The organism is Frateuria soli (assembly GCF_021117385.1).
Taxonomy (GTDB): domain Bacteria; phylum Pseudomonadota; class Gammaproteobacteria; order Xanthomonadales; family Rhodanobacteraceae; genus Frateuria_A; species Frateuria_A soli.
This window is the reverse complement of record NZ_CP088252.1, coordinates 1,156,657-1,182,824: the sequence shown is the minus strand read 5'-3', so window position 1 is coordinate 1,182,824 and position 26,168 is coordinate 1,156,657. Positions and strand designations below refer to the sequence as shown.

General features: G+C 68.0%; 26 protein-coding genes and 1 pseudogene. 4 read left to right on the top strand and 23 right to left on the bottom strand.

Annotation, left to right across the window (positions count from 1 at the left end; genetic code table 11):
• Window positions 1-163: 163 nt before the first annotated feature.
• On the top strand, window positions 164-856 hold the full coding sequence (locus tag LQ771_RS05400) for a hypothetical protein (protein WP_231351344.1): 693 nt from the start codon (window positions 164-166) through the stop codon (window positions 854-856).
• Between the two features lie 210 nt (window positions 857-1,066).
• On the opposite strand, the gene LQ771_RS05395 is transcribed toward LQ771_RS05400, so the two are convergent.
• Window positions 1,067-2,446: a formimidoylglutamate deiminase gene (locus tag LQ771_RS05395; RefSeq protein ID WP_231351343.1), complete on the bottom strand. Its 1,380-nt coding sequence runs from the start codon at window positions 2,444-2,446 to the stop codon at window positions 1,067-1,069.
• Between the two features lie 93 nt (window positions 2,447-2,539).
• Here LQ771_RS05395 and LQ771_RS05390 point away from each other — a divergent pair, with 93 nt between their 5' ends.
• Together LQ771_RS05390 and hutI are read left to right on the top strand one after the other, a co-directional pair.
• Window positions 2,540-4,105 carry a bifunctional GNAT family N-acetyltransferase/carbon-nitrogen hydrolase family protein gene (locus LQ771_RS05390; RefSeq protein ID WP_231351342.1) on the top strand — a complete coding sequence of 522 codons (1,566 nt, stop codon included), beginning with the start codon at window positions 2,540-2,542 and terminating at the stop codon, window positions 4,103-4,105.
• A gap of 154 nt (window positions 4,106-4,259) precedes the next feature.
• A complete protein-coding gene (hutI, locus tag LQ771_RS05385) occupies window positions 4,260-5,492 on the top strand; it encodes an imidazolonepropionase (RefSeq protein ID WP_231351341.1) in 1,233 nt (410 codons plus the stop codon).
• A gap of 171 nt (window positions 5,493-5,663) precedes the next feature.
• Here the strand turns inward: hutI and LQ771_RS16000 are convergent, their stop codons facing one another.
• The 16 genes and pseudogenes from LQ771_RS16000 to trpB form a co-directional block, all read right to left on the bottom strand.
• Window positions 5,664-5,852 (bottom strand): hypothetical protein, encoded by a 189-nt coding sequence (locus tag LQ771_RS16000; RefSeq protein WP_338030352.1) that lies wholly within the window; start codon window positions 5,850-5,852, stop codon window positions 5,664-5,666.
• An 87-nt stretch (window positions 5,853-5,939) separates the two neighbouring features.
• Window positions 5,940-6,464, bottom strand: a pseudogene (locus LQ771_RS05380) (cysteine hydrolase family protein); the annotation flags it as partial.
• A gap of 16 nt (window positions 6,465-6,480) precedes the next feature.
• A complete protein-coding gene (locus LQ771_RS05375; protein WP_231351340.1) occupies window positions 6,481-6,948 on the bottom strand; it encodes a PA2171 family ribosome-binding persister protein in 468 nt (155 codons plus the stop codon).
• Window positions 6,949-7,084: 136 nt separating this feature from the next.
• Window positions 7,085-7,246 carry a 30S ribosomal protein THX gene (locus LQ771_RS05370; protein ID WP_231351339.1) on the bottom strand — a complete coding sequence of 54 codons (162 nt, stop codon included), beginning with the start codon at window positions 7,244-7,246 and terminating at the stop codon, window positions 7,085-7,087.
• Window positions 7,247-7,359: 113 nt separating this feature from the next.
• Entirely contained in the window at window positions 7,360-8,298 is a 939-nt protein-coding gene (locus tag LQ771_RS05365; RefSeq protein ID WP_231351338.1) for a cation diffusion facilitator family transporter, read from the bottom strand.
• A gap of 49 nt (window positions 8,299-8,347) precedes the next feature.
• Window positions 8,348-8,770 (bottom strand): MerC domain-containing protein, encoded by a 423-nt coding sequence (locus tag LQ771_RS05360; protein ID WP_231351337.1) that lies wholly within the window; start codon window positions 8,768-8,770, stop codon window positions 8,348-8,350.
• Window positions 8,771-8,995: 225 nt separating this feature from the next.
• Entirely contained in the window at window positions 8,996-9,463 is a 468-nt protein-coding gene (locus LQ771_RS05355; protein WP_231351336.1) for a transcriptional repressor, read from the bottom strand.
• 105 nt (window positions 9,464-9,568) lie between these two features.
• A complete protein-coding gene (locus LQ771_RS05350) occupies window positions 9,569-12,172 on the bottom strand; it encodes an XVIPCD domain-containing protein (protein ID WP_231351335.1) in 2,604 nt (867 codons plus the stop codon).
• Window positions 12,169-12,603: a hypothetical protein gene (locus LQ771_RS05345; protein ID WP_231351334.1), complete on the bottom strand. Its 435-nt coding sequence runs from the start codon at window positions 12,601-12,603 to the stop codon at window positions 12,169-12,171. The genes LQ771_RS05350 and LQ771_RS05345 overlap by 4 nt, the downstream gene beginning before the upstream one ends.
• Before the next feature lie 159 nt (window positions 12,604-12,762).
• Entirely contained in the window at window positions 12,763-13,047 is a 285-nt protein-coding gene (locus LQ771_RS05340) for a hypothetical protein (RefSeq protein ID WP_231351333.1), read from the bottom strand.
• A gap of 17 nt (window positions 13,048-13,064) precedes the next feature.
• On the bottom strand, window positions 13,065-14,465 hold the full coding sequence (gene gltX, locus LQ771_RS05335; protein WP_231351332.1) for a glutamate--tRNA ligase: 1,401 nt from the start codon (window positions 14,463-14,465) through the stop codon (window positions 13,065-13,067).
• Window positions 14,466-14,546: 81 nt separating this feature from the next.
• Complete coding sequence (locus LQ771_RS05330; RefSeq protein ID WP_231351331.1) at window positions 14,547-14,873, bottom strand: hypothetical protein; 327 nt, start codon at window positions 14,871-14,873, stop codon at window positions 14,547-14,549.
• 22 nt (window positions 14,874-14,895) lie between these two features.
• Window positions 14,896-15,327, bottom strand: a complete 432-nt coding sequence (locus LQ771_RS05325) for a DUF4399 domain-containing protein (RefSeq protein ID WP_231351330.1) — start codon at window positions 15,325-15,327, stop codon at window positions 14,896-14,898.
• Between the two features lie 354 nt (window positions 15,328-15,681).
• Entirely contained in the window at window positions 15,682-16,551 is an 870-nt protein-coding gene (gene accD / locus LQ771_RS05320) for an acetyl-CoA carboxylase, carboxyltransferase subunit beta (protein ID WP_231351329.1), read from the bottom strand.
• A gap of 79 nt (window positions 16,552-16,630) precedes the next feature.
• Window positions 16,631-17,455 (bottom strand): tryptophan synthase subunit alpha, encoded by an 825-nt coding sequence (gene trpA / locus LQ771_RS05315; protein WP_231351328.1) that lies wholly within the window; start codon window positions 17,453-17,455, stop codon window positions 16,631-16,633.
• Window positions 17,452-18,663, bottom strand: a complete 1,212-nt coding sequence (gene trpB / locus LQ771_RS05310) for a tryptophan synthase subunit beta (protein WP_231351327.1) — start codon at window positions 18,661-18,663, stop codon at window positions 17,452-17,454. Before trpB ends, trpA begins: the two co-directional genes overlap by 4 nt.
• Before the next feature lie 115 nt (window positions 18,664-18,778).
• Between trpB and LQ771_RS05305 the strand changes: the two genes are divergently transcribed.
• A complete protein-coding gene (locus tag LQ771_RS05305; RefSeq protein ID WP_231351326.1) occupies window positions 18,779-19,663 on the top strand; it encodes a LysR family transcriptional regulator in 885 nt (294 codons plus the stop codon).
• A 77-nt stretch (window positions 19,664-19,740) separates the two neighbouring features.
• Here the strand turns inward: LQ771_RS05305 and LQ771_RS05300 are convergent, their stop codons facing one another.
• From LQ771_RS05300 to LQ771_RS05275, 6 genes are all read right to left on the bottom strand, one after another.
• Entirely contained in the window at window positions 19,741-20,376 is a 636-nt protein-coding gene (locus tag LQ771_RS05300) for a phosphoribosylanthranilate isomerase (RefSeq protein WP_231351325.1), read from the bottom strand.
• A complete protein-coding gene (gene truA / locus LQ771_RS05295; protein ID WP_231351324.1) occupies window positions 20,373-21,140 on the bottom strand; it encodes a tRNA pseudouridine(38-40) synthase TruA in 768 nt (255 codons plus the stop codon). The genes LQ771_RS05300 and truA overlap by 4 nt, the downstream gene beginning before the upstream one ends.
• 158 nt (window positions 21,141-21,298) lie before the next feature.
• Window positions 21,299-23,623, bottom strand: coding sequence for a motility hub landmark protein FimV (locus LQ771_RS05290; RefSeq protein WP_231351323.1), 2,325 nt, complete (start codon window positions 23,621-23,623; stop codon window positions 21,299-21,301).
• A gap of 160 nt (window positions 23,624-23,783) precedes the next feature.
• The gene (locus LQ771_RS05285; RefSeq protein ID WP_231351322.1) at window positions 23,784-24,086 is read right to left on the bottom strand and encodes a hypothetical protein; all 303 of its coding nucleotides are present in this window, start codon (window positions 24,084-24,086) and stop codon (window positions 23,784-23,786) included.
• Complete coding sequence (locus tag LQ771_RS05280) at window positions 24,086-25,117, bottom strand: aspartate-semialdehyde dehydrogenase (protein WP_231351321.1); 1,032 nt, start codon at window positions 25,115-25,117, stop codon at window positions 24,086-24,088. The genes LQ771_RS05285 and LQ771_RS05280 overlap by 1 nt, the downstream gene beginning before the upstream one ends.
• 29 nt (window positions 25,118-25,146) lie before the next feature.
• Complete coding sequence (locus tag LQ771_RS05275) at window positions 25,147-26,154, bottom strand: 2-hydroxyacid dehydrogenase (RefSeq protein ID WP_231351320.1); 1,008 nt, start codon at window positions 26,152-26,154, stop codon at window positions 25,147-25,149.
• Between the last annotated feature and the right edge of the window lie 14 nt (window positions 26,155-26,168).

The window sequence follows — 26,168 nt, the reverse complement described above, 5'->3', positions numbered from 1 at the left end:
GCAAACCTGCCGGACTTCTCTCGTCCGTGACGGGTGAGATACGGAACACGCGACAATGCCGGAGCTCCCGGAGAGACGGTTGGAGGTTGTTCGCCCGAATGCATGACGTCCGCTGTCGCTGTCGTGTGGCACGCTGCCCGACCCCGGCCCTACGTGTGCATCGATGAAGAATCCCCGCACCGACCGTCCCTCTCCCCTGCCCTCGCCACGACGAGGAGAGTGCGCCCGGCGCATGGCGTCGGATGCGCCCATCCACCGACCCGCATGGTTCCTGTTGCTGTCGCTGACATGGCTGGCCTCGTGCACCGGGCAGCCGCGTACCTTCGCGGCCCGCCAACCGGCATCCGCGCCCGTGGTCGTCGACGCCGGCCACGGCTTCGCGATCACGGTGCCGACCGGCATGCACGTACGCCACGATTTCCAGCGCAACTACCTGGGTAGTGCAGCCTGGAAATCGTTCGCCGGGGAAGATGGCCACGGCGAACCGGTGCTGGCACTGGTACTGGACGGCTCCAGCACCATCACGGCAGCGGAACTTCGGATCGGCGTCGGCGACGACGCCGTGGCCCGCGCGCATTGCCTGGACGTGCCGGCCAGCGGCGTGCCCCCACGGGTCTCGCACGTCACCCTCGCCGGCGTGGCATTCACCCGCTTCCATGCCGCCGATGCGGCGATGAGCCACTACCTCGACGTGGAGGCTTACCGGGCCATCCACGATGGCCGCTGCTACGCCATCGACCTGCTGGTTACCGGCACCCGGCCGGAGGTCTACGATCCGCCAGCCACGCCGCCCTTCCAGCAGGAGGACGCCAGGCAGCACCTGCGCGATGCGCTGGCGGGTTTCCGCTTCCTGTGACACTGCCGCTGCTCGGCGTCGCCAGAGGCCACACATGCGGGCGTGATGGGCCGGCACGACCCCGCTGATGGGCGGCGCGGCGCGGACGCTTCTGGGGCAGTGGCGAACAGCAACGCACGACGTTCCGGCGTTTCCCCCATCGGGCGAAGGCGGAGCCGGGACCACCCGGCTCGGTGCCGCGATGGACAGCCACTGCTCCGCTCCGGACGCTCAGCCTGGCGGCAGTTGCCTGAGCCGCTGCACCGTGTCGCGATAGCGCTGCGCGATGCGCGCCTCGTCGTGGTGCTGGAAATCCCGCACCACCCAGCGTCCGCCGCTCATCACATGCCTCACCAGCGGGGTGTTGCCGGCGAAGATGAAGCTGTCCAGAAGCGCCGCTTCCTCGCGCGCGGCGAGCAGCGGCGAGCCGTCGTCGAGTACCAGCAGGTCCGCGCGGTGGTCGCGCCGCAGTGCACCGATCGGCAGTCCTGAAGCCTGCGCGCCGCCGTTCAGCGCGGCACGCCACAGGGTCTGGCCGACGCTCGCGCTCTCGTGGCGCGCGGCGATGTTGCGATGGCGGGTGGCCAGTCGCTGGCCGTATTCCAGCCAGCGCAATTCCTCCACCGGCGAAACGGAGATGTGCGAGTCCGAACCGATGCCCAGCGTGCCGCCCGCATCCATGTAATCGGCCAGCGGGAACAGGCCATCGCCCAGGTTGGCCTCGGTCGTCGGGCACAGGCCGGCGACCGCCCCGCTGCGTGCCAGGCGCGCGGACTCGGATTCGCTCAGGTGCGTGGCATGTACCAGGCACCAGCGTGCGTCGACCTCGGCGTGATCGAGCAGCCATTCGACCGGACGCGCGCCGCGGATGGACAGGCAGTCCTGCACCTCGCCGATCTGTTCGGCGATATGGATATGGATCGGCGTGTCCTGCACCAGGCCGCTGGCGAGCACGGCCTGCATTGCGTCCTGCGGCACCGCACGCAGCGAATGCAGCGCGATGCCGACCTTGAGATCCGCGTCCTGCCGCGCGCGCAGGGTCTCGAGCAGGCGCAGGTAGGCATCCACCTCATGGCCGAAGCGACGTTGCCGCGTACCCAGCGGGCGCCCGTCGAACCCGCCGCGCATGTACAGCACCGGCAGCAGGGTCAGCGCGATGCCGGCCTCGCGCGCCGCCTCGACGAGCGCCAGCGACATCGCCTCGGCCGGCGCGTAGGCCGAGCCGTCGGGGCGGTGGTGCAGGTAGTGGAACTCGCAGACCTGGGTGTAGCCGGCCTTGAGCATCTCCACGTAGAGCTGCGCGGCGATCGCCTTGAGGTCGTCCGGGCCCACCGACGCGGCGAAGGCGTACATCGTCTCGCGCCAGCTCCAGAAACTGTCGTCCACCCTGCCGCGCCGCTCGGCGAGGCCGGCCATTGCGCGCTGGAACGCATGCGAATGCAGGTTGGGCATGCCCGGCAGCACCCAGGTGCCGAGTGTTTCGGCGGGGCCGTCCTCGACCGCCTGCACCATGCCGTCGGCGTCGGTGCCGAAGATGCCGTCGCGGGTCCAGCCGTCGCCCAGCCAGAGATTACCGGCATGGCAACGACGGGGGCGGTTCGGTAGGCTCATGGGCATCTCCCGGGCAGACGCCCAAGTGTAGCCCGCGCCGTCCGGGCATCGGGCGCAACGGTTCCACCACACACCATTGCGGATAATCGCCCCATGCCCAGGAAGACATCCGAGCAAACCGCCAAGCTCCTGTTGCGCCAGGCCCGCCCCGAGGACGTGTCGGCGCTGGTCGATCTCACCGGCCGCGTCTACTCACCCGAATGGGGCCATTCGGCCGAGATGCTGCGCTCCCAGCAGACGCACTTCCCCGAGGGCCAGTTCGTCGTCGAGTACGCCGGCCGGGTGGTCGGCTATTGCGCCACCTTCCGCATCGACGAGGCCACCGCGCTCAAGCCGCATACCTGGGCGCAGATCACTGGCGGAGGCATGGCCTCGCGGCACAAGGCCGACGGCGACTGGCTGTACGGCATGGAAGTGGTGGTTCATCCGGACTACCGCGGCATGCGCATCGGCCAGCGGCTCTACCACGCGCGCAAGCGACTGTGCACGGACCTGAAGCTGCGCGGCATCGTGTTCGGCGGGCGTATCCCGGGACTGGCGAAGAACATCGGCCGGTACGGCAGCGCCGAAGCCTATGTCCAGGCGGTGGTCGCGGGCGAACGGCGCGACGCCACGCTGAGCTTCCAGCTCGCCAACGGCTTCGAGGTGATCGGACTGCTGCGCGCCTACGTGCCCTCGGATCACGAATCACTGGGCTGGGCGGCACACCTGGCCTGGCGCAATCCCACCCTGCTCGATCATCCGGACATCCCGCCCATCCCCTCGCTCAAGCACCTGCCCGACTCCGTGCGCGTGGCCTCGGTGCAGTATTTCCAGCGGCGCATCCGCTCGTTCGAGGAGTTCGCCACGCAGGTGGAGTATTTCACCGACATCGCCGCCGACTACAACGCCGATTTCGTCACCTTTCCGGAGCTGATCACGCTGCAGTTGCTGTCGATCGAGAACGAGGAGCTTTCGGCGGTCGCGGCGATCCGCAAGCTCAGCCAGTACACGCCGCAGGTGAAGGAACTCTTCAGCCGCCTGGCGGTGCGTTACAACATCAACATCATCGCCGGCTCGCATCCGACCGAGCAGCCCAACGGCGACATCCACAACGTCTGCTACGTGTGCCTGCGCGACGGCTCGTTGCATGAACGCGAGAAGCTGCATCCGACACCCAGCGAGCGCAACGTCTGGAACATCACCGGCGGCGAGAGTGCGGCCACCATCCAGACCGATTGCGGCCCGATCGGGGTGATGATCTGCTACGACTCGGAGTTCCCAGAGGTCGCCCGGCACCTGACCGACCAGGGCGCGCTGATCCTGTTCGTGCCCTTCTGCACCGACGTGCGCGAAGGCTACCTGCGCGTGCGCTACTGCTCGCAGGCGCGCGCGATCGAGAACCAGTGCTACGTGGTGCTCTCCGGCAACGTGGGCAACCTGCCCGGGGTGAACAACTTCGACATCCAGTACGGGCAGAGCTGCATCCTCACGCCCAGCGATTTCCCGTTCGCCCGCGATGGCGTGGCCGCCGATTCCACGCCGAACATCGAGACGGTGCTGTTCGCCGATCTGCGCCTGGAAAGCCTCGCCCGCGCGCGCAACGCCGGCGCGGTGACCAACCTCAAGGACCGCCGCTTCGACCTGTACGAACTGCGCTGGCGCCCCCAGCCCCTGTAAGGCAAGCCATCACAGTGAGCCCGCTTGCGCGCGATGCCTTTCCGCGGGCCCTCGCGGCATCGCCCCCGGGCTCGCCCACCGGCCGGGGGCCTGTTTGCGACAATGCCCTGATGCCCGCCTCCAACCTCGTCTGCAAGCACCGCCGGGAAAAGCCATGACCGCGTCGCGCTGGGACCACCTGTTGACAGACGCCACGCTGGCCACCTTCGCCGGCGAGCGTCCGTTCGGATCGATCGAGCGCGGCGCGCTGGCGATCAAGGACGGGTCCATCGCATGGGTCGGCCCCATGGAGGATCTTCCCGGCCCGGCGGGCGCGTTGGCCGATTCCGTCGAAACCCTCGACGGCGCCCTGGTGACGCCGGGCCTGATCGACTGCCACACGCATCTGGTTTTCGGCGGCGACCGCGCACACGAGTTCGACATGCGCCTGAATGGCGCGAGCTACGAGGAGATCGCGCGCGCCGGTGGCGGCATCGCATCGACTGTCAGAGCCACTCGCGCTGCGAACGAGGATGAGCTCCTCCGCCAGAGCCTCCCCCGCGCCCGCGCGCTGCTCCGCGATGGCGCGACCACGCTTGAGATCAAATCCGGCTACGGGCTCGACCTCGACACCGAACGCCGCATGCTGCGCGTGGCGCGGCGCATCGCGGAGACGCTGGGCATCAGCGTGCGCACCAGTTTCCTCGGTCTGCATGCCCTGCCGCCGGAGTACCGCGGGCGGCGTGGCGATTACGTTGCGCTGGCATGCGACGTCATGCTGCCGGCGCTGGCCGGCGAGGGCCTGGTCGATGCAGTGGACGCCTTCTGCGAAGGCATCGGCTTCAGCCGCGAGGAGACCGCGCGCGTGTTCGAGCGCGCCCGTGCGCTCGGCCTGCCGGTGAAACTGCATGCCGAGCAGCTCTCCGACCTCGACGGCGCGGCGCTCGTGGCCGAATACGGCGGACTCTCCGCCGACCATCTGGAGCACCTGAGCGAGTCGGGCGTCCGCGCCATGGCTGCCGCCGGCACCGTGGCGGTGCTGCTGCCGGGTGCCTTCTACGCGCTGCGGGAAACCCGTCTGCCGCCGATCGATGCGCTGCGCGAGCACGGCGTACCCATGGCGATCGCCACCGACTGCAATCCGGGCACCTCCCCGCTGCTCTCGCTGCGGCTGGCCGCGAACATGGCGTGCACGCTGTTCCGGTTGACGCCCGAGGAAGCACTGCGCGGGATTACCGTGAACGCGGCGCGTGCCCTCGGGCTGTCCGATCGCGGCACGCTCGCGCCCGGACGGCGTGCGGACCTGGCGCTGTGGAACGCCCGGACGCCCGCCGAGCTTTGCTACTGGATCGGCGGCGATCTGCTTCGTTCGGCCTGGGCAGGTGGAAAACCGCTGCCGCCAACCTGAGCATCGAGCACGCACATCCGCCGGTCTGCGTGGACGCGGCAGCTTGGATCTCGCCAGCGCTTGCCGGAGGGCGGAGGTGAAAAATCCTTGCGGATACCACCCCACCCGGCCGACGAGCAGGGCTCCTTCCGCCTTTTAGCCAAGCCCCGGGCCTCCCGGCCAGCGCGGCGATCAATCCTCCGGCGTCTTGGCCGGGATGAACGGCGATACCGGGTCGCTGGCCGGGAACGTTTCCTCGACCGCTTCGTCGGTGAGGTCGCTCTCGTGCGCCTTGCGGCCCTGCCGCTCGGTCTCGGATTCCTGGCGCGGGGGCTTGTTGCAATCCGGGTGCTGCACGTCTTTGCGGTCGTGGCTGCTCATCTTCTGGCTCCGCTGAGTGTTGTTCCATTCCGGCAGGCGCGCGTCGATGCGGGTGATGTCGGCTTTGGCGACCTCCTGCATGCACGCCAGAGCGCGCTGGTTGCGCAAGGTGGTCTGCGAGGCGATGCCGTCGGCGGGCACCCACAGCGGGAACCGGCGCATCTGCGCATCCATCGCGGTACGCAGCACGCAGTCGTCCCCGGCGATGCCGACCAGCGCCAGCGCGTCGATCTGAAGTTTCTCCAGCAGCGTGCTCAACGGCGTTTCGTAGAACGCCGAATGACGCGGCTTGAGGATGAAATAGTCTTCCACGCCAGGCAGCAGCCCGTCGCTGAGCCGGGCGCCGCGGGAACCCACACGGCGGCAGTGCTCGATGATCTTGGACAGATCGGCATGCCAGCGCCCGAAGTTGTCGTTGGCGTAGATCACCGGCAGGCCGCGCTCGTGGTACCAGTCGCGCAAGTGCCCGATCGCCGTGGCCACAGGCATGGCCTGCTCCAGCAGCGCCTCGCCCCCCTCGAACTCGAGGTCGTTGAGCATGTCGACGATCAGCAGGGCGCTGTGGCGCGGGTCGAACGGCGCCTGGTGCCCTCGCTGGCCGGTGTTTGCCATGCGGTCCACCCTCACCTCAGGCCGCTTCCTGGCGCTTCTTCAGCTCCACCTTGCGCTGCGCCATCTGCTCGCCCAGCTCTTCCAGAGTCTTCTTGCCCAGCAGCGTCTTGGCGCGCTTGAACATCTCCTTCTCCTCCTCGTCGGCGTGATGCTCGAAGAGCTCCTTGAGCACCTTGGCCCGACCGGAGAATTTTTCGCTGTCGACCTCGGTCTTGAGCAGGTCCGGCAGCACGAGGTCGCCGGCGGCGCGGTGTTCTTCCAGCGCCTCGAAGTACATCTTCGCGTCGTCCTTGCCGTCGCCGGCGTTCTTGAACGCCGGGTAGAAGATTTCCTCCTCGATGGCATTGTGGACGCGCAGGCTGGTTTCGATCTTCTCCACCAGTTCCCTGCGCTTCTTGACGCCGCGCGCGGTGGTGCCGGCCAGTTCCTCCAGCAGCGCCCTCATGTTCTCGTGGTCCTGGGTCAAAAGCTCGATTGCGTTCATGCCGACTCCACTGCACCCCTGCGAGCCGCACGTTTTCATGTGCGCGGTGAAGCGCGTGTCTTCCCCGGTTAATCGTCGCGGAACAAAAAAAAACCCCCGCTCATGGCGGGGGTCTCTCGTCCGCGAATGGAACTGCTCAGGCGGACTTCTTCCTCGGTGCGGCCTTCTTGGCAGCGGCCGGCTTGGTCACGGTAGCCTTGGCGCCGACCACGGCCGGCTGCGCATCGTGCGCGCGGCTGTTGCCGTAGCTGCCGCGGTAGGTCTTGCCGCGACGGGTCTTGCGATCGCCCTTACCCATGGGAACTCCTTGATTCGTATGCGTGAACGACCAGCCATCGTAGCAGCGAAGAGGCAAAGCGCAAGAGCGCCAGGGCGGGGCCCGGAACGGCGGACGCCGACACCGCTGCGCACTCAGCGGTGACCGTGCCCGAGGCAGTCTCGCGCATGGTCCGTGCACGGCCCGGCATCCACCTGGACAGTCGCATGCAGGATCCCGAACTGCTTGCGCAACAGGCGATGGATCGCTGCCACCGCCTCGGCGCCGTCGCCCTCCACCTGCGTGTGCACCGTCGCCATGCGCGACCCGGAGGCCAGCTGCCACACGTGCAGGTGGTGGATGTCGCGAATGGAGGCATCAGCCTGGCGCAAGGCCTGTTCGACCTCGCCCACGTCCAGGTCTTCGGGCACGCCCTCCAGCAGGATGTGCGCCGACTTGCGCAACAGTCGCCAGGCTCCCCCGAGGATCAGCAGCGAAACCAGCAGCGAGAGCACCGGATCGGCCCAGTTCCAGCCCATGAAACGCACCGCCAGTGCGGCCAGCACGGCGCCGAGCGAACCGAGCAGGTCACCTAGCACGTGCAGGCTGGCGCCCGCCATGTTGATATCATCGTGGGCGTGGCCGTGCAGCACGCGCAGCACCAGCAGGTTGACGAGCAGGCCCACCACCGCCACCGCCAGCATCACGCCCGAGAGGATTGCGCCGGGGTGCCTCAGGCGGGTGATCGCCTCGAAGGCGATGAACCCCACCAGCACGAACTGGGTGAGCGCGTTGACGAAGCCGGCCAGCACCTCCAGCCGTCCATACCCGTAGCTGCGACGTGCATCGGCCGGGCGCAGTGCCAGTCGTGCACCGATGAAGGCGAGCGCAAGCGCCAGCGCATCGACCATCATGTGTCCGGCGTCCGCCAGCAGCGCCAGCGAACCGGACCACAGGCCACCCACCGCCTCGGCCACCAGCATCAGCACAGTCAGCAGGAAGGCGGTCAGCAGCTTGCGGCCGCGGGCGCCGGAGTGCTCGTGCTCATGCTCGTGCTCGCGACGGGAATGAGAGTGGTCGTGCGGCTTGCTCATCGCGCCATCGTAGGAATGCGCTGGCGCGTTACACAATCACCGCGTGCGATCAATGCACGCAGCCGGGCTCGTGCACGTGCGGCGGGCGTTGATCGAGCCGCAGGTTGACGAAGTGCGCACTCGCCAGCAGCACGCCGCCGCAGGTGACCAGCACGCTGTGCAGCGCGAGCGGGTACGGCTCGGCTACCGTGACGCCCAGCAACAGCAGGGACAATCCGGGGAACGCCAGCATCAGCGATGCCGGCCGGCGATGCCGGCGGTAGCCGTTGACCAGGGTCAGCAACGCCAGCGCGCAGGCGAACACGACGAAGGCACGCTCGAAGCGATGGTCGGCAAGGAACTCCAGTCCGACCAGCGGCAGCACGGCGAGCACGAACGGCAGGGCTGCGCAGTGGACCGCGCACAGGAACGAGGCGACCGCACCGAACCGGTCGGCGGTCTGCCATGCGCGTGATGTCTGCGGTCGGGCCATCGGTGGCGTCGGGGGAAGCTGGGCGTGATGTTACTTTATAACGCACCTCGACGCCATCATCCTGCAACCAGACGTCAACCGGCCTGTCGCCGCCGCGTTCTAGAATGGGTGAACGCTGGCCATACGGCCTGCAGACCGGTTTTCCGGTGCGGCAACGTTCCCTCCCCGCCAACACCGGAAAAAGCGGGACGCGATACGGGATGTATCGCGTCCCGCACCTTGCCCTCAGGCCTTCCGGCAGTGTTTGCAGAGGCCATGCACCTCCAGCGTCTGCGCCTGCGGCCGGAACCCAAAGGCTCGCGCCTGCGCCTCGATCAGCTCGGCAACACGCGCATCGCAGACCTCCTGCGCACTGGCACACTCGTCACAGATCAGGAACGGAACCTGGTGTGCCTCGGCCGGATGGTGGCAGGACACATAGGCGTTGATCGACTCGAGCTTGTGGATGAATCCCTGCTCCAGCAGGAAGTCCAGCGCGCGATACACCGTGGGCGGTGCTGCGTTGCCATGGCGCTCGCGCAACTGGTCGAGAAGGTCGTATGCCTTGACCGGCTTGCCAGCCGCCGCGACCAGTTCGAGTACCTCCCGACGCAGGGGCGTAAGCCGCAGGCCCCGCTCTTCGCTGGCCTGCTCGACCGCCGCGACGAAACTTTCGGCGCCTTCGACGTGATGTGAGTGGAGCTTGGCTGACACGTTCGGCCCATCCGGTTGCTGCCCCGATGATACCGCCTGCCCGGCAGCCGCGTTCGCGGGCAGGCGATCCACGCGACACGGCCGCCAGTCCGCAGGCCGGAGCCTTCATCTGGCCTGGGCTTGCTGCGGCTCCTGTCCTGGCAGGCCTTGTTGTGTGGACTGGGCCGGCTGGCGGAACGCCTGGTCGTGGGCTTGCAGCTCTTCCGAGGGGATTCGGGTGCGCAAGCTCAAGATCCCGCAATCCTGCTGTACCAGCAGGTCGCTGAGCGGTCCGATCACGCCGGTTTGAGGGTCGGCCAGCAGACTCAACCGTGCGGAAGCCGGATCGACGCGGCCTTGCCCCAGGTGCGGCAGGACCGCCGCCGTTGCCTCGACGAGTTGCGTCCGGCCAAGGCAGATGCCGGCGTTGGCATAGGCTTCGGCTACCTTCCCGCGCAACGCATCGAACCGCGCATCGGGGGAGATATCCGGACCGCGGTGGTCACACGCAGGCCCTGCGTGGCTCCCCGGCGCAGCCAGGTCCGCCTCCCTGGCCTGAGTTGCTTCCTGCAGGTGCGGCATGTGGCGCCGTGCCCAGTCGTGCGAACTCTGCTCCACGCTGCGACCAACCGCCTTGTCCACCGGTACGCTGACCTGCACCTGCGGCAGGTGGTAGTTCACCCGCTGGTCGATCGCCACCGCCTGGCGGTCCGCGCCCTCTCCCCGCAGCTCGATGCGTTCCAGGGTGCCGAAGCGTTCGCCCGGGCGCTTGCCGACGTTGTAGGCCGCCACTGCGTCGGTCAGCGCCGCGGCCAGCCGCTCGCTGTGAAGTCCGTAGGGCATCTGGTAGCGGTCTTCCATGTCGTGCACCTTGGCCACGGTTCGCTCGTAGAACGCATGCAGAGGATGGCCCGCCTGCCGGAAATCGAGCAGATGCGCGGGCACCAGCGCGGGCGAGGCGACCGTTCGCTCTGCAAAGGCATGTGCTCCCGCGGCATTCGCATGGTCCGATGGTGCGATCCTGGCTTCCATCGTGCGGAGGGCCTCCGCCACCGATTCCGGTGGCGGGCCGTACTTCTCCCAGCCGAATTCGCGATAGGCGGACTGGTAGCGCAACGCGGTGGATTCCCGCGAATGCGCGGCATTTCCGGCAACGACCTCTTCGGCCGCGCGATCGAGCGCAGCTGCGCGTTCCACCGTCGCCCGCTCGACGCGCGCGCTGACCATGCCGTGCTCGAGCAGGCCGAAGACCACGCGTCGCGTCCACACGTGGGTTTGTGGATCACGCGTCCAGGGCGCGTCGCGGACACTGTGCGTGTCGCCTGAAGCCGCCGGTTGCGTATAGGGATCTCTTCGCTGTCGCGGGTGCGACAGCGCCAACTCGACGGCCGTATTGGACGCCTGGTAGTTCAACAGGTCGGCTAGGCCCGCATCCGCCTTCTCGCTGTGTTCGCGGTACACGGGGAAGCCGTCGTTCAACCGCATCGCACCGCTGTCCAGCTCGCTGGCCACACGCGTCCAGCCCCCAGCGGGGTGGTCGGGATCGAACGTCCAGGCGCCCCCGTCCGGACCGCGCTGGCGATAGATGCGCTGCCTGTCCATCGCATCGGCCAGCTTGTCGCCGGCAATCGCCCCGACCAGCGCACCGGCACCACTGACCACCAGGTCCCAGGGACCGGTTTCCGCACCGCCCGCACCGAACACCTCCGCGCCCAGCACCGCCCCGCCCCACATGCCGAGGTTGCGGGTGCCGAAGTGGACGACCTCCGACGCGGCACCGGCCTGGTTGCCTTGCTCCAACAGAACCGATGCCCTGTTCGCGCTCATCGCGATGTCATAGACGGCTGCAACGGCGGCCATCGCGGTGGCACCTTTGAGGACGCATGGCCGCAGGCCGTTTTGTGCAACGGCTTCGGGAACACCAGGACGGACGGCTTCGACGGTGCCGGCGGGCAACCGCACCTGGACATGTGCGGGAACGAACCCTGCCTCCATGAGGTAGGTGCTGCCGGCAAAACGTGTGGTATCGAGCCGGAGGGCCTCTGCAGCTTCTCGGGAAACCGAGACTTGCGTTATCCGGTCCCCAGGAGGGTCTGGCAACGTGAAGATGCCCTTGGTTGCTGCGTTGACGAATTGCTCCTGGACGGCGGGCAGCACAGCTCGGATGCCTCCTCCGGCCTCCAGGTGCCGCAGGTGGCGGATAGACAGGTTTCCGACTGTTTCAACGCGGGCGTTTTGCAGAACGACAGGCAGCTCCACCCGACCGAAGACGCGATCGGCTTTAGCAGCACTCGCGACGAGAGTGACGTCACCCCAAAGGGATGCAGCGAACTCCTTCGAAGCCTCGCCCCAGAGGCTACGTTCGGGGGATATCAGACTCGCAGCAGGTATCGAAGCGTCTCCATACAGAAAAGACGCAGCCGAACGTCGAGCTTGGGCCGGTGTGTCACCCGCCAAAAGCAGAATACGTTTGGCGGACGATTTGATTGCCACCTCGACATCGCGATCTGCCAAAAACCGGGCTCGATCGGTTTCATTGATGATGGGCCTTCCGGTCTTCGCCGCCAGTTCTTTGGCGACTACTTCCGACGGAACATCCCCTACGTAACCGCTGTATAAAATCCCGCCCTCTTGCGCAGCCCGTGCAGGGAACGCGCCCACAATCGTGCGAATGTCCTCAAGGGTTTTCGCTTTACGAATCTGCGCAATTTCTTCCGCGTAGCGAATCATTCACTGCTCGCTTCGTTGGACAGCAGGACCCATCCTTCCGCAAATTCGACCTTTCCACGGAACTCATCTACGTCATCCATTTCCATGACAAAAGGCCGTTCCGCTCGCCTCCAGAAAGTCTCGATCAATCTCAAAATGAGCGATTTGATGAGCTCCACGTCGGCCGAAGGAAACTTTTTGATGAAAGGGCTGCCCTCCCTAACGGGCATACCGACGTTTTCAATCCTGGAATGGCCGAAGGAATCGATTCGCAGGTTGAAGTGGCAGTCGTCAGGCCAGACGGAAGAAATTTCGCCGTAGTAGCTCTCGCCCGCTATTTCCACCGCAAACACTTCGTGTCCGGCTTGATCTGCTCCCCTCACCCCGCCGCAGAAGCGGGCACGCCCTTCTGGGAACTCGATCCATTCAAAGACGCCCGACGGTGCGCTCATGTGGTTCCTTCATGTCCGAAATCCCTGCGTCCTCCGGTTGCCGGGGAGTCAGGGGTCACTGGCCTCGTGAAAGCAGACCGAATGATGCCTCGCGGGCGCGGCCGCGACTATCGGAGCATCCCTACAGACGATTAGGTGGCTTCTTAGATCAGCTTGCGCCTAACGACGACGAGGTCCGGGCGGCAACGGCGGCGGCATCCTGCGTCGCGGTTTGCGCAGGATGATCAGCCAGCCGATCGGGCCCAGTACGAACGACCAGGCGAGGCCCTCGGCGGCGCGGCCGCGCCACCAGCCCAGCAGCGCGCCTACGGCGAGGAACAGGAGGTTCCACCAGAACAGCGCCGTCCAGGGGACCTGCGCCATCAGGTTGAGGAAGATGCGCAGGAACGCATCGGGGGCGTCGGGGTCGACGCCCTGTGTGGCGCGGGCAAGGAGCTCGTCCATGCCGCGGCGCTCCCGGGTCAGCCCTGCGCGCGGGCGATCGCGTCGTCGATGCGCTTGAGCGCCTCGGTGCGGCCGGCCAGGTAGATGGTGTGGTCGATGGAAGGCGATACCTGGGTGCCGGTCATCGCCACGCGCAGGGGCTGGGCGATCTTGCCCATGCCCAATTCGAGCTTCGCGGCGATCTGCTCGATCGCCTGGTGGATCGGCTCGGGCTTCCACTCGACGTCCGAAAGCAGCACCTTCGCTTCATCGAGCACGGCGGCGGCACTGTCGTTCTTCAGATGCTTGGCGACGGCCTTTTCGTCCCAGTCGGCGATGGGCGCGTACCAGATCCTCGCGCGCTCGGCCATTTCCTTCAGCGTGTGCACGCGGTCGCGCAGGGCCACGATCACGTCGGCGGGCGCCGGGCCGTTGGCGATGTCCACGCCGGCGCGTGCGAGGTGCCACTCGAACTCGGGCGCCAGCGCCTGCGGGTCGTCGGTCTTGAGGTAGTGCTGGTTGAGCCAGGCGAGCTTTTCCGTGTCGAAACGCGAAGCGGCCTTGTTGACGTCGCCGATGTCGAACAGGCGGATCATTTCCTCGCGCGAGAAGATCTCCTGGTCGCCGTGCGACCAGCCCAGCCGCACCAGGTAGTTGAGGAGCGCGTGCGGCAGGTAGCCGGCGTCGCGGTACTCCATCACGCTGACCGAATTGGTGCGCTTGGAGAGCTTCTTGCCCTCCTTGTCGAGAATCATCGGCAGGTGCGCGAACTCCGGCACCGGTGCGCCGAGCGCGCGGTAGATGTTGATCTGGCGCGGAGTGTTGTTGACGTGGTCGTCGCCGCGAATGACTTCGGTGATGCCCATGTCGATGTCGTCCACGACCACGGCGAAGTTGTAGGTCGGCCAACCGTCGGAACGGAAGATCACCAGATCGTCGAGCTCGGCGTTGGCCCATTCCACGCGGCCCTTGACCTTGTCCTCGAACGCCACCGAGCCCTCGGTCGGGTTGCGGAAGCGGATGACGCGGTTGGGGTCGTCGCGACAGGGCTCGTTGCGGTCGCGGTAATAGCCGTTGTAGCGCGGCTTCTCGCCCTTGGCCATGGCCGCCTCGCGCATGGTTTCGATCTCTTCCTTGCTCTCGTAGGCGTAGTACGCCTTGCCCTCGGCGAGCAGGCGCTCGGCCACTTCCTTGTAGCGGGCCAGGCGGTGGGTCTGGTAGATCGCGGGCTGGTCGGCGGAAAGGTCGAGCCAGTCCATCGCGTCCAGAATCGCCTGCACCGCCTCGTCAGTGGAGCGCTCGCGGTCGGTATCCTCGATGCGCAGCAGGAATTCCCCGCCCCGGCGGCGCGCTTCCAGCCAGCAATAGAGCGCGGTACGGGCGCCGCCGATGTGCAGGAAGCCGGTGGGGCTGGGGGCGAAGCGGGTGCGGACGGTCATGGCGATTCTGCGGCTGCTGAGGGCAAACGCAGCATTTTAGCCGATTGCCGCGCTTCGGCTGTGGCGGCGAGCGAAGGACCGTTACGGCTTGTGCTGGCAACCCCAGCCGTGGCAGACGATCGTGTTGGGATCGTGCGCCACGCCCCCGAGCGTGGCGGCAGGAAAGTCCTTGCCCGGCGGCACGATCTGCGGGCCGGCATCGTCCATGACGATGGAAGGCGTCTCCGATGGAGCACGCCGCAGCACGTATTTGACGATGAACAGCGGGTGGTGCGCACCGGCCCCGGCCGGTGGCGCCTGGACGGCCTCCCCCGAGCCGGCGGCTTGCTGCACATCGATGGCGACGTTGGCCGCCGCGGAGACCGGCATCGCCAGGCCCAGGACAGCCACGAACGGCAGCAGCTTCATGCGACACCTCCTGCGGGTGCGCTCACTTCACGTGGATGGTAATCCTTTTGGACACTACCGGCGGATCGAACGGCACATGGTTGGCATCGCCCAGCTCCAGCTGCAGCGTGTGCGTGCCGGGAGTGAGCTTGAGGGTGGTCTGGGTCTGGCCACCGCCGAAGTGCATGTGGTGCTCGTCGTTGGGAATCGGCTGGCCGGCAGGCGGCAGGTCCGTGACGTCGACCAGCAGATGGTGGTGGCCGGTGTGTTCCTTGGCTACACCCGCCGGCGCCACGCCCATGCCCTTGAGGCCGAAGCGCACCGTGACCTCGCGCCCGACGGTGGCGCCATCCGCGGGCGAGATGATGTAGGCCTCGGCGCTGGCCGGTGCCTTGGTGGTCGGGAGCGCGGGCGTCCGTGCGAAGCAGGCGGCGCTGGCAATGGCGAGCGCGGCGGCGAGCAGCATCCGTTTCATGAGGGGGGTCTCCTCGATCGTGGCTGACCAGTATGCCGTCGCCATGCGTCCGCGTCATGCATGCCCTGGTCATTTCCTGCGCACCGTGTCGTGCCGTGCTTGTCCATCAAGCAGATAGGCCACCTATCCACAGGCTTACCCCAGCCGGCTCCACAACCGTTGTGGACAACCCGCGAAGGCGATGTCGGCACTGCGTAAAGAATGACCAGCGCGTGCCAAGTCACTGATCGCAAAGCCACCCCTGCGGCTTGTCCACAGGGTTTTCCGGGCCGCATCCACACCGGTTGTGGAAAACCCGCTTCGCACAAACGACGATGCCGCCTTGCGGCGGCATCGTTGCGTCCCCGGTGCCGGTCAGGCCGCGCGAGGCGCCTTCATCAACAGGCCGAACAACTCGGCCAGCTTGTCGCGCATCTCGCGGCGGTCGACGATGAGGTCGATCGCGCCGTGTTCGAGCAGGAACTCCGAGCGCTGGAAACCTTCCGGCAACGTCTCGCGCACCGTCTGCTCGATCACGCGCGGACCGGCGAAGCCGATCAAGGCCTTCGGCTCGCCGATGTTGATGTCGCCGAGCATCGCCAGGCTGGCCGAAACGCCACCGGTCGTCGGGTTGGTCATCACGCTGATGTACGGCACGCCGGCATCGCGCATGCGCGCCAGCGCGGCGGACGTCTTGGCCATCTGCATCAGCGAGAACAGCGCCTCCTGCATGCGCGCGCCGCCGGTCGCCGAGAAGCAGACCAGCGCACTGCGCTCGGCCAGGGCGCGCTCGGCCGCGCGGGTGAACTTCTCGCCCACCACCGAGCCCATCGAGCCACCCATGTAGGAGAACTCGAACGCGGCGGCGACCAGCGGGCGACCCTTGAGCCGGCCGCTCATGGTCAGCAGAGCGTCCTTCTCGCCGGTGGATTTCTGCGAGGCCACGATGCGGTCGCGATACTTCTTGGAGTCGCGGAACTTGAGCGGATCGGTCGGCTCCAGGCTGGCCCACAGCTCCGTCGTCGAGCCCTCGTCCAACAGCGCGAGCAGCCGCTCGCGCGCGCCGATCGGGTGGTGATGACCGCACTTGGGGCAGACCATCAGGTTGCGCTCCAGCTCCGGCCGGTAGAGCACAGTGCCACAGCCGCCGCACTTGTCCCATACACCCTCGGGAACCTTGCCCTTGTTGGCCGGAGCGCTGTGCGTGCGCGCACGCGGAGTCATGATTTTCTGGAGCCAGTTCATGGAGACCTCGTTGGAACTGCGCGCCGCTTGCGGCGGCGCCATCTGTACATCCTCGCGAGCCCCGGCCTCCCGCCCCGCCCTACCCGGAGGGAGAAGGCGCCGGCCACGGCGTATCCAGGGCCGCGCGGATCGGTTTGAGAAACTCGCCTGCCCGCGTCGCGATGTCGTCCGCTTCCGTGGCGCCGGCCAGCCGCTCGACCAGCGCGCTGCCGATGACCACCGCGTCGGCGAATCCGGCGATCGCTTTCGCGCTTGCCGCATCGCGCACGCCGAAGCCGACTGCCACCGGCGCCTTCGCCCCGGCGCGTACCGCGGCCACCCGCGCGGCGATGTCCGCCGTGCTCAGCCGTGCCGCGCCGGTGATGCCGGCGAACGACACATAATACAGGAAGCCCCGGGCTGCCTCGCACAGCCGCACCATACGCGCAGGTGCGGTCGTGGGCGCGGCGAGCAGGATCTGCTGCAGGCCTGCGGCACGCAGCGGCTCGAGCACGGCGGATTCCTCCAGCGGGCAGTCCACCAGCAGCACGCCGTCGACGCCCGCCGCCACCGCCTCCTGCGCGAAGCGCGCGTAGCCGTGCATCTCGATCGGATTGAGATAGCCCATCAACACCACCGGGGTGTCCACGTCACGCCGGCGGAACTCGCCGACCCAGCGCAGCACGTCGCCCAGCCCCACGCCCCGGGCGATGGCGCGTTCGCTGGCGTGCTGGATGACCGGGCCGTCCGCCATCGGATCGGAGAACGGCACGCCGAGTTCGATCAGGTCGGCGCCGGAGGCGACCAGCGCATGCATCAGGGCAACGGCATGGTCGGGCGAAGGATCGCCGGCGGTGACGAATGGGATCAGTCCGGTGCGTCCAGCGGCTTTCAGTGCGGCGAAGCGACGGTCGATGCGGCTCATACCTGCACTCCTTCGCGCGCGGCGATGGTGTGCACGTCCTTGTCGCCGCGGCCGGACAGGTTGCACAGCACCAGCGCATCTTTCGGGTATTCGCGCGCAAGCTTCATCGCCTGCGCCACGGCATGGCTCGATTCGAGCGCGGCGAGGATGCCTTCGGTGCGCGCGAGCAGGTGGAACGCCTGCAGCGCTTCGTCATCGGTCACGCCGACGTACTCGGCCCGGCCCGCGTCCTTCAGGAAGGCGTGCTCCGGACCGACGCCCGGATAGTCCAGGCCGGCCGAGACCGAATGCGTCTCGGTGATCTGGCCGTCGTCGTCGCAAAGCACATAGGTGCGATTGCCGTGCAGCACGCCCGGGCGCCCCGCCGCCAGCGACGCGGCATGGCGGCCGGTGGCGATGCCCTCGCCCGCCGCCTCGGCGCCGACGATGCGCACGTCCGCGTCGTTGAGGAAGGCGTGGAACAGGCCGATCGCGTTCGAGCCGCCCCCGACGCACGCGGTGATCGCGTCGGGCAACCTGCCGTAGTCCTCGAGCATCTGCCCGCGTGCCTCCCGGCCGACGATCGCGTTGAAGTCGCGCACCATCTGCGGATACGGATGCGGGCCGGCCACCGTGCCGATGATGTAGAAGGTGTCGGCGACGTTAGTGACCCAGTCGCGCATGGCCTCGTTGAGGGCGTCCTTGAGCGTCTTGGAGCCGGAAGTCACCGGCACCACCTCCGCGCCCAGCAGCTTCATGCGATAGACATTGATCTTCTGTCGTTCGATGTCCACCGCGCCCATGTAGACCACGCACTGCATGCCGAAGCGCGCGGCCACCGTGGCGCTGGCCACGCCGTGCTGGCCGGCGCCCGTCTCGGCGATCACGCGCTGCTTGCCCATGCGCCGCGCGACCAGCGCCTGGCCGATGGTGTTGTTGATCTTGTGCGCGCCGGTGTGGTTGAGATCCTCGCGCTTGAGCAGGATCCGTGCGCCGCCGACATGCCGCGAGAGCCGTTCGGCGTGGTAGATCGGGCTGGGTCGGCCGACGTAGTGCTTGAGATCGCGGTCCAGTTCGGCCAGGAACGCGGGATCCTGGCGCAGGCGCTGGTAGGCCTCGGTCAGCTCGGCCAGCGGCGCCATCAGCGTCTCGGCGACATAGCTGCCGCCATAGGCGCCAAAACGGCCGTGCTCGTCCGGCCAGCGGTGGAAATCCTGGGTAGCGGGCATGGGAAACTCCGATCGGGGCAGGTGGCAGGTCTTCGCAGAAGACTCACACCTTAGTGCCGCCCGGTCTTGCGAAAAAGCGAAAAATTCGTAGCGTCATGTGAGCTAAACTCACATCATGTCCGAACGTGACCTGCCCTCGCTGCATGCCTTGCGCGCCTTCGAGGCGACCGCGCGGCTGGGCAGCATGAGCCAGGCAGCGCAGGAATTGCATGTCACCCATGGTGCGGTGAGCCGGCAGATACGTTCGCTGGAAGAAGCGCTGGGCCAGCCGCTGTTCGCCCGCCAGGGCCGGGGCATTCAGGTCACCGCCGCCGGACGGACCCTGCAGGAAAGCTGTCAGGCCGCATTCGGGCAGCTGCGCGAGAGTTGGGCGCGGCTTCGGCGCGAGCAGGCGGGCTCGCCCCTGGTGCTGGGCTGCTCGGGCAGCGTGCTGGCACGTTGGGTGATCCCGCGACTGGAGCGCCTGCGGCACGAACTGCCGGCGCTGACATTGCACCTGGCCGCGCAGGAGGAACCCTCGTCCCTCGCCAGCGTGGACGTCGCCCTGCTGCTGGAAGCGCCACCCTGGCCCGCGTCGTGGCGGGTGTACGACCTGGCGCCCGAACGCATCGGTCCCGTGCTCAGCCCGCGCCATCCGGACGTCGAGCGCCTGCGCACCCTGCCCGCCTCCGCCTTGAGCGAGGAACCTCTGCTGTACACCGCCTCGCGCCCGCAGGCGTGGCCGGACTGGGCACGCGCGATGGGGCTGGCGCCCGAATCCATGCAGCAGACCCAGGCATTGCCCCATCTCTATTTCCTGCTGGAAGCCGCCGCCGCCGGACTGGGCGTGGCGATCGCGCCGCAGCCACTGGTAGCCGACGACCTGGCGAGCGGCCGGTTGCTGGCGCCGTGGGGTTTTCGCGAGACGGGCGGCCGCTGGATCCTTGCGACCACGCACACCGGCGATGCCCGCCTGGACGCGTTGGCCGCGTGGGCGCGCGACGAACTGGCCGAACACTGAGAGAGGCCGCCCCACGCCGACAGAAATCCTGCGCGAGCAACCGTGCGCGCGCCAATGACCCGTGCCTCCGGCGGAAATCAGACGTCCCGGCGATTCGCGTCCGCGGCGCGTGCCGCCCCAATGAAGGCGGCCAGCCGTGCCGGGTCCTTGATGCCGGGTGCCGATTCGATGCCGCTGGACACATCCACGCCCCACGGTCGCGCGACGCGGATGGCCTCGGCGACGTTCCCGGGGTGCAAGCCACCGGCAAGGATCAAGGGCTGCCGCAGGTCGCGCGGCATCAGCGACCAGTCGAACGCCTTGCCGCTGCCGCCTGCCTCGCCCAGGCCGTGCCCGTCCAGCACCAGCCCCGCGGCACCCGGGTACGCCCGCAGGCGCGGCAGCGCGTCGCCGCCCTCGCCCATCGCGATGGCCTTCAGGTAGGGCCGGCCGAACTGCGCACACCAGTCGTCGCGCTCGACGCCGTGAAACTGCAGCAGCGCCGGCTGCACCGCGGCGATCACTTCGTCCACGAAGGCCGCATCCTGGTCCATGAACAACGCCACGCTGGTAACCATCGGCGGCAACGCGCGGACGATCGCACGAGCCTGGCCGATGTCCACGCGCCTGCGGCTGCGCGCGGTGAAGATGAGCCCGAGCGCATCGGCGCCCAGCTCGGCCGCCAGCACGGCGTCCTCGACCCGGGTCATGCCGCAGCATTTGATGCGGATCATGCGCTCACCTCTGCCGGCAGGCCCCAGTGCGCCTCGTAGCGCGGGCCGAGGAAAGTGAGTCCCGTGGCAGGCGCAGTCGGCCCTGCCACGTCGCGATCGCGTCCGGCCAGCAGTTCCGCCGGCCACGCGGCCGGCTGCCGCCCTCGCCCCACCATCAGCAACGAGCCGACGATGTTGCGCACCATGTGGTGCAGAAACGCGTTGGCCTCGATCTGGACGATCACCTGTTCGCCCTCGCGCCGCACCTCCAGGCCCAGCACGCAGCGCCGCGCGTGCGCGGCCTGGCAGGACACGGCGCGGAACGCCGAGAAGTCGTGTTCGCCCAGCAGCGCCTGCCCGGCTTCGTGCATCGCCGGGGCGTCCAGCGGCAGCCGCTCCCAGGTGACGTAGCGGGCGTCCAGCGCGGCGCGCACCGGGCGGTTGAGGATGGTGTAGCGGTAGCGCCGGCTGCGCGCAGAAAAGCGGGCGTGGAAGGCCCCGGGCACCGGTTGCGCCCACAACACCGCCACGCTGGTGGGCAGGTTGGAACACGCCCCCAGCACCCAGCCGCGCATGTCGCGCTCGACCTCGGTATCGAAATGCACCACCTGGCAACGCCCGTGCACGCCGGCGTCGGTACGCCCGGCGCAGGTCACCGCAACCGGCTGCGCGGCCACCCGCGTGAGCGCCTGCTCGAGCGCGCCCTGCACGGTGGGGCCATGCGCCAGTCGCTGCCAGCCGAGAAAATCGGTGCCGTCGTATTCGACGCCAAGGGCGATACGCATGCGTGATGTCCTGCGGAACAGCCGGGAAGCGTAGGGTGGGCTTCAGCCCACCGCAACCCGATCGCGCTCGGAGGGCCCTGACCGGAGTCCGGCCGGGGCGGTCCGGACACGCGAAGGGCCGGCATCGCCGGCCCTTCGTACAAGCGATGGAAGAAGCGTCAGGACATCGAATCGAGCAGGCGCTGCGCGGAATCCTTCTGCATCTGGGTGCCCTCGTTCATCACTTCCTCGAGCATGGCGCGGGCGCCATCGGCATCGCCCATGTCCATGTAGGCGCGTGCGAGGTCCAGCTTGGTGTCGATCGGATCGTCGCTGAACTGGCCCATTTCATGCGGCTCGGCGGCAGCGGCCGCGGCTGCAGTCGCCGTGGTGTCGTTCACCGGCTCCTCGAAATTCCAGGTCGAAGGCGCCTCGTCTTCAGTGGCTGCCGGTTCGACGTTGCGCATGACCGTAAGATCCTCTTCCTCTTCGGCATCGTGACTGCCGGTCGCGGGATGCTCTGCCGAAGCCTGCCGCGGCGGGGTGAGGTCGAAGTCGAAGTGGTACTCGCTGACCTTCGGCCGATCTGCCGGGGTCGAGTCACCATGGCCATCGTCAACGTCGGCTTCCTCGGCGTAGCTGTCAAGGTCGAACGGCTCCATTGCCTCGACGGCATGCTGACGCTCGTCCTCGCGCGAGTCGAACGCGTCCTGTGCACCCTGGCCGGCAAACAGCGGGTGGCCCGGCACCAGGTCCTCGCCCATGGCGACCACGTCAAGCCACTCGTCCTGTTGCGGATCGACAATGTGGGCGTGCATCGCCTCGGCTGCGGCCTCGAAATGCTCCACGTCCCGACGGGAGTAGTACAGGCTCACCAGTTCCAGGTGCAGGCCGATGTCGTCCGGGTGCTCGGCGAGCTGATCGAGCAGCTCGTCCTGGTCCGGATCCGCGCTGGCCGGCGCGGACGAATCGGTTACCGCGCCAAAACGGTCTGCCAGCGACGGCGCCGTCGGCACGGTGCGGGGAGTGGCCGGTTTGCGGCGACGACCCAGCAGGGCAAGCAGGATCAGCAGCAGGGCGGCACCGCCGGCCGCCGCCCAGGCCCACGGCTGCATGAACCAGGGTTCCTCGGTCGCCGGCGCGGCCGGCTTGCCGGCCACCGGCTTGACCGGCTTGCTGGCCGGCTTGGTCAGCGGCTTGGTGGCCGGCGTTGCTGCCACGCTGCGCGCGGACGGCACCGGAGCGGTCGCGGCGACGGAACCTGCGCCGGCGGGGCTGGCCGACGCGGCACTCGCTGCGCCAGAGGGGCCGGCCGACGCAATGCCCGCCGTGGCGGCAGTGGCGGGTTGGGTGGCGGGCTCGGCAGCCGGCGCAGCGGCGGGTTGTTCGGCGACAGCCGGCAGCCCTGCCTTCTTGCGGGCCTCGGCCAGCTTCTGCTGCAGCTCGGCGATCTCGTTGTCCTTGAGCGCGAGCAGGCGGGTGTTCTTGTCGTTGATGTCCTGCAGATCCTTCAGGCGCGACTTGAGTTCCGAGCTCTGCTGCTGCAGGGTGGTCAGGGTTTCCTGGGTGCGCATCAGATCCTGGCGCAGGGCCGCGTCGCCCCTGCCACCCTGGGCGCCAGTCCCCTTGCCGCTTTCCCTCGCCGGCACCAGCGCCAGTCGATCGGCCGAGCTGCCGGCGGGCGCGCCGGAAGCTTCCGTGCGCGTAGCCGCATCGGCCACGGTCGTGGTCGAGCCGGTCGCCTGGGCGCGCCAGTCGCCATTCTGGCGACGGACCTCCGCCAGAGCGGCCGCCACGTTCATGGCTTGCGCCTCCTGGCTGGTGGGAACACGCAGCACCGACCCGCTCTTCAGCGCGTTGATGTTGTCCTGGTAGAACGCATCCGGATTGGCCTGCTTGAGCGCAAGCATCATCTGGCTGGCGTCGACGCCGGCCGGCGCGACCTGGCGGGCTATGCCCGACAGCGTCTGGCCGCGCTCGACCTGGAACTGTCCGCCGGCCGCCACGCGAGCGGCACCCGGCTGGGCGGCGGTGGAACCGGTGTTGGCCTGGCGCGAGGTGGTTCGGGGAGCATTGCTGCGGGGCGCATGCACGCCGGGCGCCATCGGCGCGGTGCCAGGCGGATCGAGCAGGACCGGGAACTCGCGCAGGCTGCGACCCGACGCATTGTCCACTTCCACCAGTAGATCGAGGTAGGGATCGTTGACCGCGACCGCACTGGTGATACGGATCACCTTGTGGCCGCCGACATCCACGATGCTGAACTGCAGCGGCAGGTCAGGCCGGCTGCCGGCAAGGCCGGCGCGGGCGAAATCCTCCGACGAGGCCAGGCGCGCGGTGAGGTTGCGCAGTTCGGCCGGGCTGTCCGGCGTCAGCGGAATCTCCGCAAGCAGCGGCTGGCCGAGGGCCGACTTGACCTGGATCTGGCCCAGCTCAAGTGCCGCCGCCTGGGTGCTACCCAGCGCCAACGCCAGCAGCATCGACAGTTTCAACGAACGATTCATCGCTTCGATTCCCCCAAACGCCCGAGACGCTTCATGCCATCGCCGCGGGCTGCGGCGACACGGAACGCGCGTCACTTTAGTTATATGCAGGCCAATCAACAATAGCTGCGGCGACCGCTTAGCGCATATTGCTGCGGCGTGTTCTCGTTCCGGCAACCGGTCAGCGACCTGCATTGCCCCCCTGCCGGGGGCCGCCCATGGCCTCCAGCTGCAGCCGCAGCCGGGCGATTTCCCGGTCCTGCTCCTCCAGGCGGTCATTGGCCTGGCGGCTGTGCGACTCCTGCTCGGTGAGCTGGCGCTGCAACTGCGCCACCTCCGCGCCGCGTGCACGCAACTGCTGCTGCAACTGCGCCTTGGCGGGCACCCGCCGTCCCGCCACCGCGGCCTGTTCCGGTCCGCCATCGGCCAGAGCGGGCAGCGTGGCGAGGGTCAGCAACGGCAGCAGGAGCCAGGTTTTTCGCATCAGAGATAGTCCTCGATCAGCCGCTCGGCGATCTGTACCGCATTGAGCGCGGCGCCCTTGCGGATGTTGTCGGCCACGATCCACAGGTCCAGGCCGCGCTCGTGCGAGATGTCCTCGCGGATGCGGCCCACGAACACCGGATCCTTGCCGGCCGCATCGCCTACCGGAGTCGGATAGCCGCCCGGCTTGCGTTCGTCCATCACCACCACACCCTCGGCCTGCTCCAGCAGCGCCCGGGCCTCATCGGCGCCGATCTTGTCGCGGGTTTCCACGTGCACCGCCTCGGCGTGACCGTAGAACACCGGCACCCGTACGGCGGTGGGGTTCACCGCGATGGAGTCGTCCTCCAGGATCTTGCGCGTCTCCCACACCATCTTCATTTCTTCTTTGGTGTAGCCGTTGGGCTGGAACTCGTCGATGTGCGGGATCACATTGAAAGCGATCTGCTTGGGGAATTTCTTGCCCGGTTCCACATCCTGGAAACTCAGAAGGGCCGCCGTCTCGCGGCCGAGCTCCTCCATTCCGCTGCGCCCGGCACCCGAAACCGACTGGTAGGTCGCCACGTTGATGCGCTCGATGCCCACCGCCCGATGGATCGGGGCCAGCGCCACCAGCATCTGCATGGTCGAGCAATTGGGGTTGGCGATGATGCCGCGGGTGGTGTAGTCGGCAATGGCGTGCGGGTTTACCTCGGCGACCACCAGCGGGATGTCCTCCTGGTAGCGGAACTCGGAAGTGTTGTCGATCACCACCGCGCCGGCCGCCGCCGCGCGCGGGGCATGCACGCGGCTGACCGAACCGCCGGCGGAGAAAAACGCGATGTCCACACCTTCGAAGTCGTAGTCGGCCAGGTTCCGGACCGTGACCTGCCTGCCGCCGAAGGAGATCTTCTCGCCGGCCGAACGCTCGCTGGCCAGCGGCACCAGCTCGCCGACGGGGAAATCGCGCTCGGCCAGGATCGCCAGCAGGGTCTCGCCGACCGCGCCGGTGGCGCCAACCATGGCCACCTTGTAGCTGCTCTTCTTGCTCATGGGATGTCTTGCTGCCTGTGTGAGGGTGATCAGGGTGCCGGCCGCGCGGCCAGTACGCCGGGGTTGACGAGAGAGGGTGGATGCCCGGCATGCGGGCCATGCCCGAACACGGCGAGCACGTTGTCGACCGCCAGCGCGGTCATCGCGCGGCGAGTGTCCCAGGTGGCGCTGGCAATGTGCGGACTGAGGATGACGTTGTCGAGCGCGAGCAGCGCCGGATGGACGGCAGGCTCCCCTTCGAACACGTCCAGCGCGGCGGCACCCAGGCGTCCGTCGGCCAGGGCGGCAGCCAGTGCCGCGTCATCGACAATCCCGCCGCGGGCGATGTTGACCAGTACGGCGGAGGGTTTCATCGCAGCCAGTTCGACCGCACCGATCGCATGACGGCTCGCGGCGGTCAACGGCACCGCCAGTATCAGGAAGTCCGAATCGGCCAGCAGCGTGGGCTTGTCGACGTGACGCGCGGCGCACGCGGCCTCGATGGCGGCCGGCTGCCTCGAGCGGTTGTGATAGATGACCTGCATCCCGAAACCCGCGGCGCGCTGCGCGATCGCCTGCCCTATGCGGCCGAGGCCCAGGATGCCCAGCGTACGGCCCCGGATGTCCAGCCCCAGCCAGTCCCTGAACCCGTTGGCGCGCCAGTGCCCTGCCCGCAGCCAGCGCTCGGCGGCGCCCATGTGCCGCGCTGCGCCCAGCATCAGTGCCCAGGTGTAATCGGCCACGCTTTCGCTGAGCACGTCCGGCGTATTGGAGGCTGCGATGCCGGCGGCGGTAAGCGCCGGGATGTCCAGGTTGTCGTAACCCACGGCGAGGTTGGCGACGATGCGCAGGCGCGGTGCGTTCGCCACTTCCGCCGGCCCGATGCGCTGGTTCAACCCCACGATGGCCGCGTCGAGCGAGGCCAGCCGGGAAGCCAGCTCGGCCGGGGCGAAGACGGTTTCCTCCGCCTCCGCCACCACCTCGAAGTAAGGTTCCAGCCGGGCGACGATGTCGGGAAAGGTGGGACGCGAGATCCACACCCGCGGTTTGGCGGTCATGCGAGTTCCACAGG

What these genes read in the sequence shown, in the direction of transcription:
- LQ771_RS05370 (WP_231351339.1), bottom strand. Translation starts at nt 7,246, where the DNA reads ATGGGTAAGGGCGATCGCAAGACCCGTCGCGGCAAGACCTACCGCGGC.
- LQ771_RS05360 (WP_231351337.1), bottom strand. Translation starts at nt 8,770, where the DNA reads ATGGCCCGACCGCAGACATCACGCGCATGGCAGACCGCCGACCGGTTC.
- LQ771_RS05390 (WP_231351342.1), top strand. Translation starts at nt 2,540, where the DNA reads ATGCCCAGGAAGACATCCGAGCAAACCGCCAAGCTCCTGTTGCGCCAG.
- LQ771_RS05300 (WP_231351325.1), bottom strand. Translation starts at nt 20,376, where the DNA reads ATGATCCGCATCAAATGCTGCGGCATGACCCGGGTCGAGGACGCCGTG.
- LQ771_RS05375 (WP_231351340.1), bottom strand. Translation starts at nt 6,948, where the DNA reads ATGAACGCAATCGAGCTTTTGACCCAGGACCACGAGAACATGAGGGCG.
- accD (WP_231351329.1), bottom strand. Translation starts at nt 16,551, where the DNA reads ATGAACTGGCTCCAGAAAATCATGACTCCGCGTGCGCGCACGCACAGC.
- LQ771_RS05280 (WP_231351321.1), bottom strand. Translation starts at nt 25,117, where the DNA reads ATGAGCAAGAAGAGCAGCTACAAGGTGGCCATGGTTGGCGCCACCGGC.
- LQ771_RS05350 (WP_231351335.1), bottom strand. Translation starts at nt 12,172, where the DNA reads ATGATTCGCTACGCGGAAGAAATTGCGCAGATTCGTAAAGCGAAAACC.
- LQ771_RS05365 (WP_231351338.1), bottom strand. Translation starts at nt 8,298, where the DNA reads ATGAGCAAGCCGCACGACCACTCTCATTCCCGTCGCGAGCACGAGCAT.
- LQ771_RS05325 (WP_231351330.1), bottom strand. Translation starts at nt 15,327, where the DNA reads ATGAAACGGATGCTGCTCGCCGCCGCGCTCGCCATTGCCAGCGCCGCC.
- LQ771_RS05285 (WP_231351322.1), bottom strand. Translation starts at nt 24,086, where the DNA reads ATGCGAAAAACCTGGCTCCTGCTGCCGTTGCTGACCCTCGCCACGCTG.
- hutI (WP_231351341.1), top strand. Translation starts at nt 4,260, where the DNA reads ATGACCGCGTCGCGCTGGGACCACCTGTTGACAGACGCCACGCTGGCC.
- LQ771_RS05330 (WP_231351331.1), bottom strand. Translation starts at nt 14,873, where the DNA reads ATGAAGCTGCTGCCGTTCGTGGCTGTCCTGGGCCTGGCGATGCCGGTC.
- LQ771_RS05275 (WP_231351320.1), bottom strand. Translation starts at nt 26,154, where the DNA reads ATGACCGCCAAACCGCGGGTGTGGATCTCGCGTCCCACCTTTCCCGAC.
- trpB (WP_231351327.1), bottom strand. Translation starts at nt 18,663, where the DNA reads ATGCCCGCTACCCAGGATTTCCACCGCTGGCCGGACGAGCACGGCCGT.
- LQ771_RS05345 (WP_231351334.1), bottom strand. Translation starts at nt 12,603, where the DNA reads ATGAGCGCACCGTCGGGCGTCTTTGAATGGATCGAGTTCCCAGAAGGG.
- LQ771_RS05305 (WP_231351326.1), top strand. Translation starts at nt 18,779, where the DNA reads ATGTCCGAACGTGACCTGCCCTCGCTGCATGCCTTGCGCGCCTTCGAG.
- LQ771_RS16000 (WP_338030352.1), bottom strand. Translation starts at nt 5,852, where the DNA reads ATGAGCAGCCACGACCGCAAAGACGTGCAGCACCCGGATTGCAACAAG.
- truA (WP_231351324.1), bottom strand. Translation starts at nt 21,140, where the DNA reads ATGCGTATCGCCCTTGGCGTCGAATACGACGGCACCGATTTTCTCGGC.
- LQ771_RS05400 (WP_231351344.1), top strand. Translation starts at nt 164, where the DNA reads ATGAAGAATCCCCGCACCGACCGTCCCTCTCCCCTGCCCTCGCCACGA.
- LQ771_RS05395 (WP_231351343.1), bottom strand. Translation starts at nt 2,446, where the DNA reads ATGAGCCTACCGAACCGCCCCCGTCGTTGCCATGCCGGTAATCTCTGG.
- trpA (WP_231351328.1), bottom strand. Translation starts at nt 17,455, where the DNA reads ATGAGCCGCATCGACCGTCGCTTCGCCGCACTGAAAGCCGCTGGACGC.
- LQ771_RS05340 (WP_231351333.1), bottom strand. Translation starts at nt 13,047, where the DNA reads ATGGACGAGCTCCTTGCCCGCGCCACACAGGGCGTCGACCCCGACGCC.
- LQ771_RS05290 (WP_231351323.1), bottom strand. Translation starts at nt 23,623, where the DNA reads ATGAATCGTTCGTTGAAACTGTCGATGCTGCTGGCGTTGGCGCTGGGT.
- gltX (WP_231351332.1), bottom strand. Translation starts at nt 14,465, where the DNA reads ATGACCGTCCGCACCCGCTTCGCCCCCAGCCCCACCGGCTTCCTGCAC.